The following is a 17,923-nucleotide window of genomic DNA, read 5'->3' as shown; positions in this document are numbered from 1 at the left end:
TAGGGGTTACGAAAGTAGCCCCTTTTTTTTATGCCATTGTGTCATTTTTAAAGTTTGGCTTGTCATTTGATGTTATATTTGTATATAACTAAAAAAAAACGTGTTATGGGAATTTGGATTTTTATGATACTTATTATGGGAGTAAGTTGGTTTGTAGGTAACCGCTTACAATCTAAATTTGATAAGTACTCTAAGGTGCATTTACAAAATGGAATGAGTGGTGCTGAAATTGCACAGAAGATGTTGTTTGACCATGGAATAAGAGATGTTAAGGTTATATCTACTCCAGGGAGATTGACAGACCACTATAATCCTGCTGACAAAACGGTAAATTTAAGTGAAGCAGTATATAATGAGCGCAATGCAGCGGCAGCGGCTGTGGCAGCACACGAGGTAGGTCATGCTGTTCAACACGCACAAGCTTATCATTGGTTAACTATGCGTTCTAAATTAGTTCCAGCGGTTAGCATTAGCTCTCGTGTTATGCCTTTTATATTATTAGGAGGAGTATTGATGATTAATACATTTCCACAGTTATTGTTGTTAGGTATTGTTTTATTTGCTCTTACAACGCTGTTTTCTTTTATTACCTTGCCAGTTGAGTATGATGCAAGTAATCGTGCCTTAAAATGGCTTCAGAGCAAGAATATGGTTAATCAACAAGAGTATGCTGGAGCGAAGGATGCTTTGTCTTGGGCAGCTCGTACATATGTTGTTGCTGCAATCTCTTCTTTAGGTACGTTGTTGTACTATGTAATGATTTATATGGGAAGAAGATAATAATCCTTTATTATAAACAAAAATAAGCCTCTTTAAAGAGGCTTATTTTTGTTTATAATAGATTAATTTCAATCATAATTGGAATGTGATCAGAGACTTTTCTTGCTTCTGCTATATCTTCGAAGTCTTCAAAGAAATAGATAGGTTTAGCTTTGACTAAATCTACTTTTTTAGGGTGTATTAGTATATTGTCGTATTCAGAAGCTAAACAATCTCCATTAATACATTTTTGTCTCAAACTTGTTTTTTGTTTTTCGAAAGATGAAATATATCCTTGTTTCTTTAGCGGATTAAAGACTGAATGACTTTCAGGTAAATTAAAATCTCCTAAGAAAATTAAATTATGATCTGGATATAAGTCTGGTAGAAATTTCAAGTATTTAATTTCAGTTTCAGGTTGATGCTTTTTAGGCAAAGCGTGTAAACTACTTATAGTAAACTCTTTTCCTTTGTATATAAATGTAGCGAAGTAGGGTTCTCTTTCTATGTCCTCTTTATAGGTTGGCTCTAAGAAAGGTTTTCCTTTTATCTTGACTGTTTTTGTTTTCCAAAGATAGGCATAACGTTCAGATCTGTATGGAGAACTCTCCGTAGGATCACTGATGACATATTCCCATTTAGCTCCTGATTTTCGGTTTAACTCGTCGTGTAACTTTGCAATTGCTTGTGCGCCACTTGGATTAGTAACTACTTCTTGAATAGCAATAATATCTGTTTGTTTTATTACTTTGGCTATGTAAGTAATAGTTTCGTCTGATTTACTTTTACCAATATTCTGTAAATTCCAAGTCATCACTTTAACTTGCGAAAACAGGTGTGATGAAAGAAGAGTTGTAAAAATAAGGACGATTAATAGTTTTAAAAACTTGAATTTAGGCATTTTGAAATTTGTTAATGGGGGAGTATTTAGGTGTTTTTTATAAAGTTGATTAGTAAAAATGATGTATTTTTACACGAATTTATTTTTGGGTTCATTTAAAAGGAACGGCAAAAATAGTGATGTAATTGAATAAACTTTACAAAGTGAAAACATTTTCTTCTATTAATAATTTTCAGACGAACAAAAAAGTTGTAGCAACATTAGGTACTTTTGATGGGGTACATATTGGTCATCAAATGATTATCAAAAAAATAGTTGATTCAGCTAAAGAAAGTGGTGCTGAAAGTTTGGTGCTAACTTTTTTTCCACATCCACGTATGGTTTTGAAACAAGATCATTCTATTCGCTTGCTGAATACTTTGGAAGAGAAGAAAGAGCTTTTAGAAGATTTAGGACTTGATAACCTTGTTGTGCAGAAATTTGATTACGAGTTTTCTCAATTAAGTGCAGAGGAATTTGTAAAGCGTATTTTAGTTGATAAATTCAATATAAGTAAGATCATTATTGGTTATGATCATCGTTTTGGAAAAAATCGTACGGCAGACATTAGTGATTTGAAAAAGTATGGTGAGAAATTTGGATTTGAAGTAGAAGAAATTTCAGCTCAAGAGATAGATCACGTTTCTATTAGTTCGACTAAAATTAGACAAGCGCTTTTAGATGGAGATATAGCTTTAGCAAATGAGTTTTTAGGGTATGATTTCTATTTTTCAGGAATGGTTGTTCATGGAAAAAAATTAGGAAGAAAGCTTGGTTTTCCTACAGCTAATATTTCAATAGATGAAGATTATAAAATGATTCCTAAGAACGGTGTTTATATCGTTGAATCTACTATTAATGGAGAGAAAGTAAAAGGGATGATGAGTGTAGGTATTAATCCAACCTTTGAAGGTCACCCTTATACTATTGAAGTAAATTATTTAGATTGGAATGGTGATTTATACGACAAAACGTTAAAAGTTCGTATCTTAGACAGGATTAGAGATGAATTAAAATTTAACGGACTTGACGAGTTAGTAGCGTGTTTACAAAATGACGAACACATAACTCGGGAGTATTTTGAACAGTATGTGGAAAAAGGCATTTCAACCAATTGATAATTCTCCATTAGTAATTTTTAGGATATTATTCGGTTTTTTATTTGCTTGCGAATCTTTCGGGGCATTAGCTACAGGGTGGGTAAAAAGTAATTTAGTTGATGTAAATCTTACATTCTCACATATTTATATGGACTTTTTACAAGTACTTGTAGGACCACAAATGTATGTGTATTTTGCATTAATGGGCTGTGTATCTGTTGCCGTAATGTTAGGATATAGATACAGGTTAAGCATAGTATTACTTACCATTTTATGGGCGGGTGCCTATTTTATTCAAAAGACTTCTTATAATAACCACTATTATATGTTATTGGTTATTTGTTTTTATATGTGTTTTCTACCTGCAAATAAGTATGCTTCTCTTGATGTTAAGCAAGGAAGGGTGAGTCAGGTATTGTTTATGAATCAGTATGTTTCTTGGATATTTATATTTCAAGTTTCAATCTTGTATATTTTTGGAACAGTTGCTAAATTTTATCCTGATTGGCTTGATGGTACATTTACTAAATTGATGTATGAAGGGGCTAATATTCCGTCTGTTTTTAAAGAGATGTTTACTGCGAAGTGGTTTTATATTTCAATTGCCTATTTAGGTATTTTGTTTGATGGGTTAATCGTGCCTTTACTGCTTTTTAAACGAACAAGAACCTGGGCATTGGTTGCTTCTTTAATTTTTCACTTGTTTAATTCTATTACGTTACATATTGGTATATTCCCATACTTTGCGTTGAGTTTTGCTGTGTTTTTTTACGAGCCTGAGCAGATACGTGCATTGTTTTTCAAGAAGAAACCTGTTTTTGATATTAGCACTATTAGTTCTCAACAATTTAAAGAGGAAACTCTTTCTAAAATATCTTTAATTATTGTTAGTGTATTTGCATTTGTTCAATTGGTTTTACCTTTGCGTATGCATTTTATAGAAGGAGATGTGTTATGGACAGATGAAGCGCATCGTTTAAGCTGGCGTATGATGCTACGATCAAGAGCCGGTTATACTAACTATATTGTGGAGAATAAAAAGACGGGAGAACGTCGTTATTACGATATAGAGAATGTTTTGACTAAGAAACAAGAAGCAAGGTTAACATCTCCAGATATGATATGGCAAATGGCTCAATATATTAAAAAGGAGTATGCTGATAGAGGAGAGGATGTTGCAGTATATGCGGAGAGTTATGTATCTATCAATCGACGTGATTTAAGTAGATTTGTAGATCACAAGGTAGATTTAGGAAATGTGAAATGGGACTACTTTAAACATTGTGATTGGATATTGGAGAAGCCATTTTAATAAGAAAAGGCTATTCATAAAAAAAGCGCACTATAAGTACGCTTTTTTTATTTATCTTGATTGTAGTTCTTTTTTATATTCAATTAAGTGAAATTCAGTATCTAATTTACCATAAGTAAAATAACCTATCCAATCCCCTAAATTAATATATTTAGACTTCTCGTTTAAATTGATAATCATTGGTAAATGTCTATGACCAAAAACAAAGTAATCAAAGTGTTGAGTTTCTAATTTGCGTTTCGCATATAAAATTAGCCATTCTTTATCTTCACCTAAAAATTTAATATCCTCATCTCCTGATATTAGTTTATTTTTTACAGAGAGGTAAGAGCCTAACTTAACACCAATATCTGGGTGAAGCCATCTAAATAACCATTTTGAGAATTTATTAGTGAATACTTTTTTCATTCTTTTATATCCCATATCACCAGGGCCTAATCCATCACCATGAGCTATAAAAAGAGACTTACCATTGATTTCAAAGGTTTGGGATTCGTGGAATACAGGAATGCCTAATTCTGTTTGGAAGTAGTCATCCATCCATAAATCGTGATTACCAACAAAGAAAAAGATAGGAATACCTTTGTCTTTTAGTTCAGCTAATTTTCCTAATATTCTTACAAAACCTTTAGGTACAACAGTTTTATATTCAAACCAGAAATCAAATAGATCTCCTAAGATGAATAAAGCTCCCATATCCTCTTCTTTCTCCTTCAACCATTGTAAAAACAGTTGTTCACGAGGAAAGCTTTTTTCACGTGTAGGTGCTCCGAAGTGTTGATCTGAAGCAAAGTATATACTTTTATTTGTATTGATTGTAAAATTCAATGCTTATAAATTATCAGATTGATGCCATTCAGCATATGATGATTCAGTTTCTTGCAAACGCAATGAGTATAATTCAATTCCTTCTGGTAATCTACTTTTAATTTTAGCAGCAAAGTCAATTACCATATTTTCACTTGTAGGTTGATAGTCAACTAAAATAACGTGATGACCACGATCTTTAAGTTCTTTAGCAAGTTCTACGTGTGGAGTATTTTTATTAAAAACAGTTGCATGGTCAAATACATCAACGATATCTTCTTTTACGATTTTCTTTAAATCTCCAAAGTCGATAACCATTCCATATTTCACATTGTTAATGTCATCAATAGGTGTCCCAATAACTGTAACTCCTAACTTATAACTGTGACCATGTACGTTTCTACATTTACCATCATAACCATATAAAGCATGACCTGTTTCAAATGTAAACTGCTTTGTAATTCTAATCTTAGGCATAACTAAAAATTTTGGCAAAGGTAAGGAAAAATATAGTCCTTTAAATTTTTTGCAGTACGCTTTTGTTTCTTAGAAGATTCTATAGTTTAATTGTAAGTTAACCATAGGCCACCAATTCATCCATTTTGTGTATTTATCTGCATCTTCGATTGAAGCAGAAATATCAGAAGTAGAAGCTACTTTTTTGTTGTTTTGTTTTAAAGTATATTCTCCTTGATATAATACACCTAATTCGAATTTTACACCAAATTTTCTTTTAGAAACTGCTCGGCCTAATCCTACTCCTAAATAAGGTTTAATTGTATTGCCTAATGTTAGTTCTGCATTAAGCTCTCCATTTGTAATATCTAATTCTTTCCCGTCGAATTCAAGTGTAGGCCAATCATAACCAGGTTTAATTGTTACAGCTGTTCCATTACCATCAGTTAAAAAACCATTAGCTTTAATTTTCGTATTACCAATATAAAAACCTCCAGTTAGATGAAATATTCCTTTTTTGAATGGGTAATAATCTACTAAAGCGTGTGTGTGGAATGTATTGAATTGCGCTTTCATTTCATAGGTAGGAGAAATACCAAAAGCTTCATATAGTGTACCATTTTCGTCATCAATATCAATGTCGTATTTACTGCTATTGAGATTGAAGAAATTAAGTCCCCCTCTAAGTTTTAGGTTTTTAGTTAAAGGTGTTGCTGCTTCAATATTAATACCTAAGGTTGATACACCAACGGAAACGTTTAAATGACTGAAGCTTTTGTCAGTGAAATGGGCAGTGCGTTGCTTTTTTTCGTGTGTAGGAATGTCTTTCTCTACAACAGTGTTTTCAATATTAGCGAAAGAAGTTTGTGAAAGTAATAAGTACCCACAGATAGTTAGTAGTGTTTTTTGCATACTCTTTTAGGAAGTAAAGATAGAGTATATTTAGGAAATATGTTAATGTTGTGTTATTAAAAATAAAAAAGCTGCTTAGTAGCAGCTTGTAATTATTTGTTTTTAAATTGATTTAGGGCATTAATTGTAAATTCAGATAAAACTAATTTACCAGATATTTCTGCTCTTTTATGTAATAATTCTGTCCAGTTTTCTGTTCCTTCCCAAAATATTTTTTTCATTTCAAGTAAAGCATCAGGGTTATATTCACTAACTCTTTTAGAAAAAGAGTCAATTTCTATATCCATCATTTCAGTCGTTTCGTATAATTCAGAATATAAACCGTGATTATATGCCCAAGTTGCTGTTTTCCATTCGTGTGCTGCAAGAGACATTTGAGTAAAAGCGGTTTTTCCTATCTTACGAGATACAGCAGGTTCAATGACGAAAGGACCTATTCCAATAGCAAGTTCAGAGAGTTTAATAGAAGCTTTTTCAGTTGCAAAACAATAATCACAGGCAGCAGCTAATCCGACACCACCACCTACTGTTTTTCCGTGAATTCTACCGATAAATATTTTAGGACTTCTGCGCATAGCATCTATTACAGTTGCAAAACCTGAAAAGAATTTTTTTCCAGTAACAGAATCTTTTATAGAAAGTAATTCGTCAAAAGAAGCACCAGCACAAAAAGCTCCTTCTCCTTCACTCTTTAATATAATTGTAGTAATCTCTTTGTTTTTACTTATTTCTTCAATTGTGTCAGTAAGCTTTGTCAAATAAAGACTTGGGAATGAATTGCTGGCTGGTGTATAAAATGTAATTGTAGCAATTTTATTAGTTATAGAAGAATTAATATAAGGTTGTTTTTTATCTGTATTCATAATAAATGGTTTTATTCAAATGTAACAATTAAATCTTTTTATGTGCAATACAAAAGATAAAACGGCAAAGCATAATACTTAGTTTTAAGTTTAGAGCAAAAAAAAATAGCCAATTAGCTATTTAAGTTATTAAGAATAAAGAACTCTTATATATTGGAGGTGGGTCAATAAGAGTTATATATGGTGTCGAATGGATGACAGGTTTGAAAAAATACTGATTGCTATTGAAAAAATGAGAATCATTAACTTCTTGTTGAGAAATAATTTGATTTATAAAAAAGGTTTCACAATTAATATTAACTATTTTATTTGTTTTTTGCTCAGTCTGTTGTTCGTTTGTATTTTGATTATCAGTGTTTAAAACAGTATAAACATACATATTTGCTGTTGGACAAAACATTAGTTTTTTATCACACGTCTCTTCGGTAATGAAATTAAGTTTTTCAATACCGAAAATAGCGAATATAATCACTAAAGACCAAGCGATGATTTTATTTTGCTTAAACATATATGTTACAAATATATTTTATTTTGGGATATATGCACCAGAGTACGTGTAATTTGTACAAATGTTTAACAATAAGAGTAAGTGTATTAGTTAAGAAATATGTCTGTTATTCTTCAATCATTTTCTTCACAGAGTAATTTAATCCAAATGCTGCAATTGCAATGATTACGGCAGTTCCAACCCATAATACATTATAGCCGAAAGTTGCAGCTACTTTTGTACCAACTACCGGAGAAATGATGAACCCTACAGCAAATGTAAGACCATTTACCCCCATATAAGCTCCTTTGCTGTTAGCTGCAGCACGCATTGCTGTTACAGTTGACGTATATGGCATTGCTAACATTTCAGAAACACATAGCATTGAAATAGAGAAATAAATCGTATAAATACTGTGATCAAAGATTAAGATACCGAAAGCTATTGAGCTGATTAGCACACCATAAAATATGGTTTGTTTAATCGATAAGTATTTATCAGCAAGGTGTACAAGTAACATCTCAGTTAAGAAGATTAGTAATCCACTGTAACCTAAAACAAGACCAATTTGTGCTTCGTTAAGACCACCTATTTTTCTGTAGAAGAGAGGTATGGTACTAAATAATTGTAAAAAAGCAATTGAGTATAATGTACAAAAAACACTAAAAATAAGAAACATTTTATCCTTATAAGGAGATTGATTTGCTCCACTTCCTATTTCAATGTCTTCGTGTGAAGTATTGTTTATTTCATCTGCTGCGTCTTTTTTAAGATCTTTTGTTGTTTTTCGTCCTCTAAAGAAGGCAATAAAAACGATGGCAGCAACAAATGCAGCAGCTGCATTTATTTGAAACAACAATGTATATGAAATAGCTGCTAACAATCCTCCCATAGCAGGACCAATAGAGAAACCAAGATTAACAGCCATTCTATTTAGTGAAAAAGCACGTGTTATGTTTTCTGGTTTTGCATACATTGTAATTGCAACAGAATTGGCAGGTCTAAAAGATTCGCTTACCGTGCTTTGGAAAAGAATCATTAGCGCTAAGCTCCAAACTGTTGTAAAATAAGGAAGCATAATGAAGATAGGGATACTACCCAATAAGCTTAGGTATTGTACTTTGTAGTTTCCTATTTTGTCAGTTACCCATCCACCAAAAGTAGAACCAATAATAGATCCTACACCATAGCAAGCTAATACATATCCAGTTTGCTCGTCTGTAAAGTTTAGCTTTTGTGTCATATAAACTCCTAAGAAAGGAAAAACCATAGAACCAGCTCTATTTATTAACATTACAATTGCTAACATCCATGAGGCAGATGATAAACCTCGGTAAGAATCTAAATAGATTTGGTAGATTTTTTTCATAAGAGTGGTGGTTTTTAAAAGGGATTAGTCTTTATTATGATCTGAAGAAGTATTTGTTTGACTTTCTTTTTTTAATTTTTCGGCCTCACGCATAGCATTAAAGTAAGCCGCTCTACTCAAAGGTTCGTATTCTTGAGTTTCTCCAAGCATTACAATATCCTCACTTGCGGCCTTTCTAAAGCTATAATTAGCAAGGTTTCCTGTCCTTGTACAAATAGCATGAACTTTTGTTACATATTCAGCTGTTGCCATAAGTGCAGGCATTGGTCCGAAAGGATTTCCTTTAAAGTCCATATCAAGTCCTGCTACAATAACACGAATGCCAGAGTTTGCTAAATCATTACAAACACTTACTATTTCGTCGTCAAAAAATTGAGCTTCATCAATTCCAATAACATCACAACCATCAGCCAATAATCTAATGTTAGCTGCGGCGGGTACTGGAGTAGAACGAATTTCGTTTGAATCATGAGATACAACGTATTCGTCGTCATAACGGGTATCAATAGCCGGTTTAAATATTTCGACTTTTTGTTTGGCAAAATTAGCTCTTTTCAGTCTGCGAATCAGTTCTTCAGTCTTACCAGAGAACATTGAACCACAGATTACTTCGATTGAACCAAATTGTTCTTTGTGATTAACGGGATTTTCGAGAAACATTTTGTAAATTTCAAGCTGAAACCAGCAGTTTTTTCTGTTATTTTTGTAATGAGCAAATTTATCAAAAAAAGCTCGTCAATTTACTAATGCAAAATAAAAGTTATGAAGAAAGTCTTGGAGGGAGAGTTATTAAGTCTTGCTCACCGTGTTTTACAGATGAAAGAGAAGGATGTAAGCAATCTCTTAATAGAAGCAAAAGAGTTATATGAGAAGCTTTTGATAATGAAGTTTTATCAAGATCATTTAGTGGGAGGACAGATTAAAGATGTTACAAACGAGCAACTTGAGAATGCATTAACAGCTGTTTCTTTAGGAGAACAAGTTGTAGTTGGTAATATAGATCGTCATCAGATGCCAAATGATTTGGTAGAAGAAGACTATCCAATTGTTGTTGATAATGAAGTTGAAGCAACGGTAATGGGAGAGGATAGCTTTATTGCAGATATTGTAAATAAGATAGCACCAGAAATTGAAGAAAAAGAATTTCTTATTAGTGAAGAAATGAATTATAATAAACCGTTTTTGACTGATGCTATTCATGAAGATTTTACAAATGAAGAGGAAGATGCAGAGTTAAATCGTTTTTTAGATGAACATGAGGCAATGCTGAGAGAGACAGAATCAAAAACACTTGAAGCAGCACGCATAGCGGAAGAGGAAGCACGCCGTATTGAGGCAGAGGAGCTTGAAGTAGCACGCATAGCGGAAGAGGAAGCACGTCGTATTGAGGCAGAGGAGCTTGAAGCAGCACGCATAGCAGAAGAGGAAGCACGCCGTATTGAGGCAGAGGAGCTTGAAGCAGCACGCATAGCAGAAGAGGAAGCACGTCGTATTGAGGCAGAGGAGCTTGAAGCAGCACGCATAGCAGAAGAGGAAGCACGCCGTATTGAGGCAGAGGAGCTTGAAGCAGCACGCATAGCAGAAGAGGAAGCACGTCGTATTGAGGCAGAGGAGCTTGAAGCAGCACGCATAGCAGAAGAGGAAGCACGTCGTATTGAAGCTGAATTGCAAGCAAAAGAAGAAGCACGACTTGAGGCAATTGAAGCGGAAAGATTAAGATTAGAAGCTGAAGTGGCAGAGCAAGCAGAACAGGCACGATTAAGTGATGAACAAGCAAAAGAAATAAAGCTTAAGCAAGAAGAAGAAGATTATTTAGAATTTCTAATTCAAGAAGAGGAAAGAGAAAAAGAAGAACTTTTACAAAGAGCATTAGAAGTAAAAGAAGAACAATTAAAGCAAGAAGATAATAATCTCAATTCTAAGGAAGAACAAGTAGATCGTACTACTTCTTTTTTCTTTTCAAAAGAAATAGTTGAAGCACAAAAACAAAAGGAACAACCTAAAAATGAGTTAGATCCTTTCTTTGGATTTGATTTTGGCGATGTAGAGTTTGTTCGTGTTGAAGATGTTGTTGCAGAAGAAAAAATAGATGTAGAGGCTACATCAAATTTACAAGAAGAAAATACTGTTGAGTATAAGAATAATGAAGAGAGTTCAAATTCAGTAGAGCAAGTAACTCCTAATACATTATTTGACGTTGAGCATATGTCAGTGAAGGAGCCTAAAATTGTAAAACCAAAATCAATTAATGATATCTATAATACTACGATTACTGTAGGATTGAATGATAGAATAGCTTTTGAAAAGCATTTATTCGGAAATAGTGCAGAGGACTTTAATAGGGTATTGTCTCAATTAAATACAGTAAGTACGTTTGATGAAGCAATGAGTTTAATAGAGCACCTTGTGAAGCCAGAATATAATAACTGGGAAGGTAAAGATGAATATGAAGAACGTTTTATCGCGTTAGTAGAAAAACGCTTTATTTAATTATGGGAAAATTATATTTAGTACCAACACCAATTGGAAATTTAGATGATATGACTTTTCGTGCTATTAAAGTACTTAAAGAAGTAGATTATATATTAGCAGAAGATACACGTAATAGTGGAAAGTTATTAAAGCATTTTGAAATTATGACTCCAATGGCGAGTCATCATATGCATAACGAGCACAAGACTGTTGAAGGGATAGTGAAAAGAATTCAGTCAGGAGAAACTTTTGCATTGATATCTGATGCGGGAACACCTGCTATTTCTGATCCAGGATTTTTATTAACACGAGCTTGTGTTGAAGCAGGGGTAGAGGTTGAGTGTTTGCCAGGAGCAACAGCTTTTGTGCCTGCACTTGTTAATAGTGGATTACCCAATGATAAGTTTGTATTTGAAGGGTTTTTACCAGATAAAAAGGGAAGACAGACAAGATATTTAGTTTTAGCAGAAGAGACACGAACGATGATTATTTACGTTTCTCCTCATAAGCTTGTTAAAACATTACAAGAGTTTAAAGAATACTTTGGAGAAGAACGTCAGATTTCTGTTTCACGAGAATTATCTAAGCTTCACGAAGAAACTGTAAGAGGAACTGTAATAGAGGTATTATCTCACTTTGAAGCTAAACCTCCCAAAGGAGAAATAGTTGTGATTGTAGGGGGGAAAGGAAAATAGACTATATCGAAATTTAATAAAAAGAATCAATGTTTAATATTTTTACAAATATCGAACATTGATTTTTTTTTGATACATTTGGTAAAAACAGTATAAATTATGTCACATAAAGTAACAACAAGTTGGATTGAAAATATGCAATTTGAATCTACTAACCCAAGTGGAGGAACAATTAGAATTGATGCAGGACCTGAAAATGGAGGAGATAATATGGGGTTGCGACCAAAAGCACTTATGTTGTCTGCATTAGCAGGGTGTTCTGGGTTAGATATTGCTCATTTAATAAAAAAAATGAGATTAGATGTTGAAGCTTTTAGAATGGAAACAGAAGGACTTCTGACTGATTCAGATCCAGCAACTTATCACACTGTAATATTAGAGTATCATTTCACTGGAAAGAATTTAGATGAGGCAAAGTTGAAACGTGCAGTAGACTTGTCAATTGAGAAGTATTGTGGGGTAATGGATATGTTTAAAGAATTTTCTGAGGTACAAACAAATATTTTTTATCATAAAGAGTAAACTATGCGCTGGAATTTAAAAGAAGATCCAGACAAAGAAATTGTTACTCATTTACAAAATGTTTTAGGTGTTGATAATGTTATAGCTAAGCTCTTAGCACAGAGGGATATTAAGAATTATGAAGAAGCAAAAAGCTTTTTTAGGCCTTCTTTGAGTGATTTACATGATCCATATTTGATGAAGGATATGGATAAAGCAGTTATGCGTATTGAAGAGGCACTTAATAAAAAAGAGTCTATTTTAGTTTTTGGAGATTATGATGTTGATGGAACTACTTCCGTTGCTTTGATGTACTCTTATCTTAAAAGTTTTGATATTAATATTGAAACGTATATTCCTGATCGTTATAACGAGGGATATGGAGTTTCATATCAAGGAATTGACTATGCAAAGCAAAAGAATATTACACTTATTATTGCTTTAGATTGTGGAATAAAATCAATTGAGCATATTGATTATGCGAAAGGTTTAGGGATAGACTTTATTATATGCGATCACCATTTGCCAAGTGACGTAATTCCTAATGCAACAGCAGTTTTAGATCCTAAAAGAGAAGATTGTAACTATCCTTATAAAGAGTTATGTGGGTGTGGAGTAGGTTTTAAATTGATCCAAGCACATTCAATGCATCTAAAGCAACCAATTGAGAAGATTATACCTTATTTAGATTTAGTGGCTACTGCAATTGCAGCTGATGTTGTTCCTATCACAGGAGAGAATCGTATTTTAGCTTATTATGGATTGAAAGTTATTAATAATACTCCTCGACCAGGAATTGAAGCGTTAATGGATTTATATGATATAAAACCATATACGATGAGTGATATTGTTTTTAAGTTAGCTCCTAAAATCAATGCTGCAGGTAGGATAGAGCACGGTAATTATACAGTTGATCTATTAACAAAGTTTACAATTGAAGAAGCTAAACAAACGGTTAAGAAGATTGTTGAAATAAATGTAGAAAGAAGAACTCTTGATCAAGGTATAACTGAAGAAGCTTTAAAACAAATTATTGATCAAAAGACTATAAACACTAAAAGCACTATTGTTTATAGTCCATCTTGGCACAAAGGAGTAATAGGAATTGTAGCCTCAAGATTGATAGATACATATTATAGGCCCACGTTAGTTTTTACTGATAGTGGTGAATATTTAGCAGCTTCAGCAAGGTCAGTTAAGAATTTCGATATTTATCAAGCTTTAGAAGTATGTTCGGAATACTTAATTCAATTCGGTGGGCATATGTATGCCGCTGGATTGACCATGAAAAAAGAAAACTTTGAAGCTTTCAAAAGCAAGTTTGAACAAGTAGTAGAGGATACAATCCAAGAGACTGATTTGATACCAGAGATTGAAATAGACTCTATTATAAGATTTTCAAATATAACGGATAAGTTTTTAAGAGTTTTAAAACAGTTTGAACCTTTTGGACCAGGGAATCCAAGTCCTGTTTTTATGAGTAAACAAGCTTTTGATACAGGTTATGCAAAAACGGCTGGTGTGAATGGAGAACACTTAAAGATGACTTTAAAACAAAGAGGAGTATCAAATAAAAAGTTTCCTGCAATAGGTTTTAATTTAGGTAGGCAATTCGAAAAGGTAAAAGAAAAGCAGTTTTTAGATATTGTTTATTCAATAGAAGAAAACAAATGGCGAAATAAAGTAAGTATTCAGGTTCAAATAAAAGATATGCAATTATCGTGGTGATAAAAAATATCTTATTTTTATACCATACAATATAAAAAAATAATCAATTATAAATTGTAAAAGATGAGAATAGCAGTAGTAGGGGCTACCGGAATGGTAGGAGAGATTATGCTAAAAGTATTAGCAGAGAGAAATTTTCCAATAACTGATTTAATACCAGTTGCTTCTGAAAGATCAGTTGGGAAGCAGATTGAATTTAATGGTAAGAAGTATACCATTATGTCCATGGAAGATGCTGTTAATATGAAACCTGAAATTGCTTTGTTTTCTGCAGGTGGTTCAACATCTTTAGAGTGGGCTCCTAAGTTTGCAGCTGTTGGGACAACTGTAATTGATAATTCTTCTGCGTGGCGAATGGATCCAACAAAAAAATTAGTTGTACCTGAAATTAATGCAAGTCAATTAACAAAAGAAGATAAGATAATAGCAAACCCGAACTGTTCTACTATTCAGTTGGTGATGACACTTGCTCCTTTACATAAAAAGTATGGTATAAAGCGAGTGATTGTTTCTACATATCAATCAATAACAGGAACTGGTGTTAAAGCTGTAAAACAGCTTGAAAATGAATACGCTAATGAAAAAGGAGAGATGGCATATCCTTATCCAATACACAGAAATGCATTGCCACATTGTGATGTTTTTGAAGAGAACGGTTACACAAAAGAAGAGATGAAGCTTGCAAATGAGACAAAGAAAATCTTATGTGATGATTCTGTTTTAGTTGCTGCGACAGCTGTGAGAATTCCTGTTGTTGGTGGGCATAGTGAAACAGTAAATATAGAGTTTACTAAGGATTATGATGTTAATGATATTCGTAGAATATTGCACGATACTCCTGGTATAGTTGTTCAGGATAATACAGATACTAATACTTATCCAATGCCTTTATATGCAGAAGGGAAAGATGATGTATTTGTGGGACGTATTCGTAGAGATTTTACGAGAGATAATGCAGTTAATATGTGGATCGTTGCAGATAATCTTCGCAAGGGGGCAGCAACAAATACAATTCAAATTGCAGAATATCTTGTTGCTAATAAATTAGTATAAATTTATTTTACTTTGTAAAAAAAAGAGTCTTAGTGTTGTTTACTAAGACTCTTTTTTTGTTTTATTAGAATAAGTAGTTAAAAGTTTGTATTTTTAAGGTTAGATTTGCATTGTGTTCTTATAGAGAATACAAAAAAGATGTAATAAATATTACAATAAACGGTATTTTAAAAAACAAGTAAAATAATGAGTAGAATACTATTAGTTGACGACCATCCACTTATTGTTGAAGGGTATGTATTAGCTCTTTCTAAAGATTTGGAATATTGGGGCGATATTACTTTCGAGAAGTCCTTTGATTGTACAAATGCAAAGGAGAAAATTGATAACGCTGTTGATATTGGACTTTTTTATGATTTGGCCATTATTGATTTTTCTTTACCCAAAAATGAGGCTTTTAAGTGGGAAGATGGAGGAGATATAGTTAAGTATATTCAGAAAGTTATGCCTTCGTGTAAGACAATTATATTGACAGGACATACAGAAGTAATTACTCTTTATAATATTTTTAAAAATATTAAGCCTAATGGCTTAGTAAGTAAACACGAAATTACACCAGAAAATTTGATTGATATTGTAAGAAAGGTTTGTAGTGGAGAGAGATATCAAAGTGAGATAGTTAAGCATTGTTTAAGTGAGATTGTACGTAAAGAAATGATGTATGATGATTTTAATAGAGAAATATTAGTTTTACTTTCAAAAGGATATAAACTTCAAGAGTTAGATAATCATATTCCTCTTTCAAATCCTACTATAAAAAAGCGTTTAGCTAAAATGAAGCAAGTATTTGAAGTGGCAGATACAGCAACTTTAGTTCAAGAGGTTATTAAGCAAGGTTTTGTTTAGTTTATAAGGGGTATATCAAAAAAAAGCTTCCAATAGAATATTCTATTGGAAGCTTTTTTTTGATATATAGTTTTTTGATATATAGTTTAATAGGAATGGGAGTTATTTAGTTGTTTATAAGAAGTTGTTGATAATAAGGTGGTTATTGAATAGTTAATATGATAGTTATCATTTTAATTGCCTATGTTGAAATGTAAATTTACTTTTCTAAAAATGAATTATTATGAAAATAGAACAGATTTATACCGGATGTATTGCTCACGCAGCTTATTATGTTGAAAGTAATGGTGAAGCAGCGATTTTTGATCCTCTAAGAGATGTACAACCTTACATTGATAGAGCAAATAGTGATAAAGCAAAAGTTAAGTATGTATTTGAAACACATTTTCATGCAGATTTTGTAAGTGGACATTTAGATTTAGTTGAAAAAACAGGAGCACAAGTTGTTTTCGGACCTACAGCACAGCCTAATTATCAAGCAATTATTGCTGAAGACAATCAGATATTTGATTTAGGGAACATTAAGATACAGGTCCTTCATACGCCAGGACACACAATGGAAAGTACAACTTATTTGATTATAGATGAAAATAATAAAAAGCATGCAATTATAACAGGAGACACATTGTTTATAGGTGATGTAGGAAGACCTGATTTAGTTCAATTAGTAAAGTCTGAAATTACAGAAGAAATACTTGCTCGTCATTTATTTAAATCTCTTCGAAATAAGATTATGCCATTGCCAGATGATTTAATTGTTTATCCAAACCATGGAGCAGGTAGTGCTTGTGGGAAAAATATGAGTAAAGAGACAACAGATACTTTAGGAAATCAAAAAGCAACGAATTATGCGTTAAGAGCTGATATGACTGAGGATGAATTTGTAAAGGAATTGTTGTCTGGTTTAGCAACACCTCCACAATATTTTCCTAAAAACGTTTTAATGAATATTCAAGGTTATGAGCATTTAGATGATATTTTGAAACGAGGGAATACCCCTTTTACTTTAGATGAGTTTCAAGAAGTTATTAAAAATGATGAGGTTTTGATATTAGATACACGTGATCCTCAAACTTTTTCAGAAGGATTTATTCCTAATAGTTTAAATATTGGATTAAATGGGCCTTTTGCTGTGTGGGTTGGAGAAATGATTAGTAATATCAAACAGCCTATAGTTTTAGTTACAGAAGAAGGGAAAGAAGAAGAAAGTATGATTCGTTTATCTCGCGTAGGGTATGATAATACAATCGGTTTCTTGAAAGGAGGATTGTTAGTTTGGAAAAATGCTGGTTTACCAGTAAATACTATTACTCGTATTACTCCAAAACAGATGGATGAAGCATTTTTTAAGAATGATACTACACTTTTAGATGTAAGAAAAGTTAATGAGTTTAAATCAGAACATTTAGAAGAGTCAATAAATATTCCACTAAATACTTTAAATAAGCAGTCTGAAGATCTTGCAAAGCATAATAAATATATAATTTATTGTGCAGGAGGATATAGAAGTATGATTGCCTCTTCTTTATTATATAAAAAAGGAGTAACTAATATTGTGGATGTTATAGGAGGATACAATGCAATTAGTAAAGAAACAGCTTTAGACAAAACAGAATTTGTTTGTCCAAGCTCTTTGCTATAGGAGAGTAAAATAGTTATTAACATTGTTTAGCTGTATGTTGA

At 32.5% G+C, this 17,923-nt stretch carries 18 protein-coding genes; 10 read left to right on the top strand and 8 right to left on the bottom strand.

The features are described from left to right. Positions 1–105 precede the first annotated feature (105 nt). A complete protein-coding gene (locus BLT46_RS06265; protein WP_090407861.1) occupies positions 106–780 on the top strand; it encodes a zinc metallopeptidase in 675 nt (224 codons plus the stop codon). A 52-nt stretch (positions 781–832) separates the two neighbouring features. Here BLT46_RS06265 and BLT46_RS06260 read toward each other — a convergent pair whose 3' ends face one another. Beyond that, positions 833–1,660, bottom strand: a complete 828-nt coding sequence (locus tag BLT46_RS06260) for an endonuclease/exonuclease/phosphatase family protein (protein ID WP_090407858.1) — start codon at positions 1,658–1,660, stop codon at positions 833–835. 143 nt (positions 1,661–1,803) lie between these two features. Here BLT46_RS06260 and BLT46_RS06255 point away from each other — a divergent pair, with 143 nt between their 5' ends. Together BLT46_RS06255 and BLT46_RS06250 are read left to right on the top strand one after the other, a co-directional pair. Then, positions 1,804–2,757, top strand: coding sequence for a bifunctional riboflavin kinase/FAD synthetase (locus tag BLT46_RS06255; protein ID WP_090407856.1), 954 nt, complete (start codon positions 1,804–1,806; stop codon positions 2,755–2,757). Further along, positions 2,729–4,051: an HTTM domain-containing protein gene (locus tag BLT46_RS06250; protein WP_090407853.1), complete on the top strand. Its 1,323-nt coding sequence runs from the start codon at positions 2,729–2,731 to the stop codon at positions 4,049–4,051. The genes BLT46_RS06255 and BLT46_RS06250 overlap by 29 nt, the downstream gene beginning before the upstream one ends. Before the next feature lie 51 nt (positions 4,052–4,102). On the opposite strand, the gene BLT46_RS06245 is transcribed toward BLT46_RS06250, so the two are convergent. The 7 genes from BLT46_RS06245 to BLT46_RS06215 all read right to left on the bottom strand — a co-directional run bounded on the left by BLT46_RS06245 (position 4,103) and on the right by BLT46_RS06215 (position 9,605). Beyond that, positions 4,103–4,879: a UDP-2,3-diacylglucosamine diphosphatase gene (locus BLT46_RS06245; RefSeq protein ID WP_090407849.1), complete on the bottom strand. Its 777-nt coding sequence runs from the start codon at positions 4,877–4,879 to the stop codon at positions 4,103–4,105. A gap of 3 nt (positions 4,880–4,882) precedes the next feature. Continuing rightward, the gene (locus BLT46_RS06240; protein ID WP_090407845.1) at positions 4,883–5,335 is read right to left on the bottom strand and encodes a 6-pyruvoyl trahydropterin synthase family protein; all 453 of its coding nucleotides are present in this window, start codon (positions 5,333–5,335) and stop codon (positions 4,883–4,885) included. 69 nt (positions 5,336–5,404) lie between these two features. Further along, positions 5,405–6,226 (bottom strand): hypothetical protein, encoded by an 822-nt coding sequence (locus BLT46_RS06235; RefSeq protein ID WP_090407843.1) that lies wholly within the window; start codon positions 6,224–6,226, stop codon positions 5,405–5,407. A 92-nt stretch (positions 6,227–6,318) separates the two neighbouring features. Beyond that, the gene (locus BLT46_RS06230) at positions 6,319–7,089 is read right to left on the bottom strand and encodes an enoyl-CoA hydratase/isomerase family protein (RefSeq protein ID WP_090407840.1); all 771 of its coding nucleotides are present in this window, start codon (positions 7,087–7,089) and stop codon (positions 6,319–6,321) included. A gap of 121 nt (positions 7,090–7,210) precedes the next feature. After that, positions 7,211–7,597, bottom strand: a complete 387-nt coding sequence (locus BLT46_RS06225) for a hypothetical protein (protein ID WP_090407837.1) — start codon at positions 7,595–7,597, stop codon at positions 7,211–7,213. Between the two features lie 106 nt (positions 7,598–7,703). Continuing rightward, entirely contained in the window at positions 7,704–8,945 is a 1,242-nt protein-coding gene (locus tag BLT46_RS06220; RefSeq protein WP_090407833.1) for an MFS transporter, read from the bottom strand. Positions 8,946–8,969: 24 nt separating this feature from the next. Beyond that, positions 8,970–9,605: a thymidine kinase gene (locus tag BLT46_RS06215; RefSeq protein ID WP_090407830.1), complete on the bottom strand. Its 636-nt coding sequence runs from the start codon at positions 9,603–9,605 to the stop codon at positions 8,970–8,972. A 102-nt stretch (positions 9,606–9,707) separates the two neighbouring features. On the opposite strand from BLT46_RS06215, the gene BLT46_RS06210 reads away from it, so the two are divergent. The 7 genes from BLT46_RS06210 to BLT46_RS06180 all read left to right on the top strand — a co-directional run bounded on the left by BLT46_RS06210 (position 9,708) and on the right by BLT46_RS06180 (position 17,882). Further along, positions 9,708–11,435 carry a hypothetical protein gene (locus BLT46_RS06210; RefSeq protein ID WP_090407827.1) on the top strand — a complete coding sequence of 576 codons (1,728 nt, stop codon included), beginning with the start codon at positions 9,708–9,710 and terminating at the stop codon, positions 11,433–11,435. 2 nt (positions 11,436–11,437) lie between these two features. After that, entirely contained in the window at positions 11,438–12,112 is a 675-nt protein-coding gene (gene rsmI, locus BLT46_RS06205; protein WP_090407824.1) for a 16S rRNA (cytidine(1402)-2'-O)-methyltransferase, read from the top strand. Positions 12,113–12,211: 99 nt separating this feature from the next. Continuing rightward, positions 12,212–12,634 (top strand): OsmC family protein, encoded by a 423-nt coding sequence (locus BLT46_RS06200; protein ID WP_090407820.1) that lies wholly within the window; start codon positions 12,212–12,214, stop codon positions 12,632–12,634. A 3-nt stretch (positions 12,635–12,637) separates the two neighbouring features. Continuing rightward, positions 12,638–14,341, top strand: a complete 1,704-nt coding sequence (gene recJ, locus BLT46_RS06195) for a single-stranded-DNA-specific exonuclease RecJ (RefSeq protein WP_090407817.1) — start codon at positions 12,638–12,640, stop codon at positions 14,339–14,341. A 63-nt stretch (positions 14,342–14,404) separates the two neighbouring features. Then, complete coding sequence (locus tag BLT46_RS06190) at positions 14,405–15,394, top strand: aspartate-semialdehyde dehydrogenase (RefSeq protein WP_090407813.1); 990 nt, start codon at positions 14,405–14,407, stop codon at positions 15,392–15,394. Between the two features lie 186 nt (positions 15,395–15,580). Next, on the top strand, positions 15,581–16,240 hold the full coding sequence (locus tag BLT46_RS06185; RefSeq protein ID WP_090407810.1) for a response regulator: 660 nt from the start codon (positions 15,581–15,583) through the stop codon (positions 16,238–16,240). A gap of 223 nt (positions 16,241–16,463) precedes the next feature. Then, on the top strand, positions 16,464–17,882 hold the full coding sequence (locus tag BLT46_RS06180) for an MBL fold metallo-hydrolase (protein WP_090407808.1): 1,419 nt from the start codon (positions 16,464–16,466) through the stop codon (positions 17,880–17,882). The last annotated feature ends 41 nt before the right edge of the window (positions 17,883–17,923 follow it).

It is taken from the genome of Myroides phaeus (genome assembly GCF_900099675.1).
GTDB lineage: Bacteria > Bacteroidota > Bacteroidia > Flavobacteriales > Flavobacteriaceae > Flavobacterium > Flavobacterium phaeum.
The sequence above is the reverse complement of the archived record's forward strand: the minus strand, read 5'-3'. Positions and strand labels throughout refer to the sequence as shown.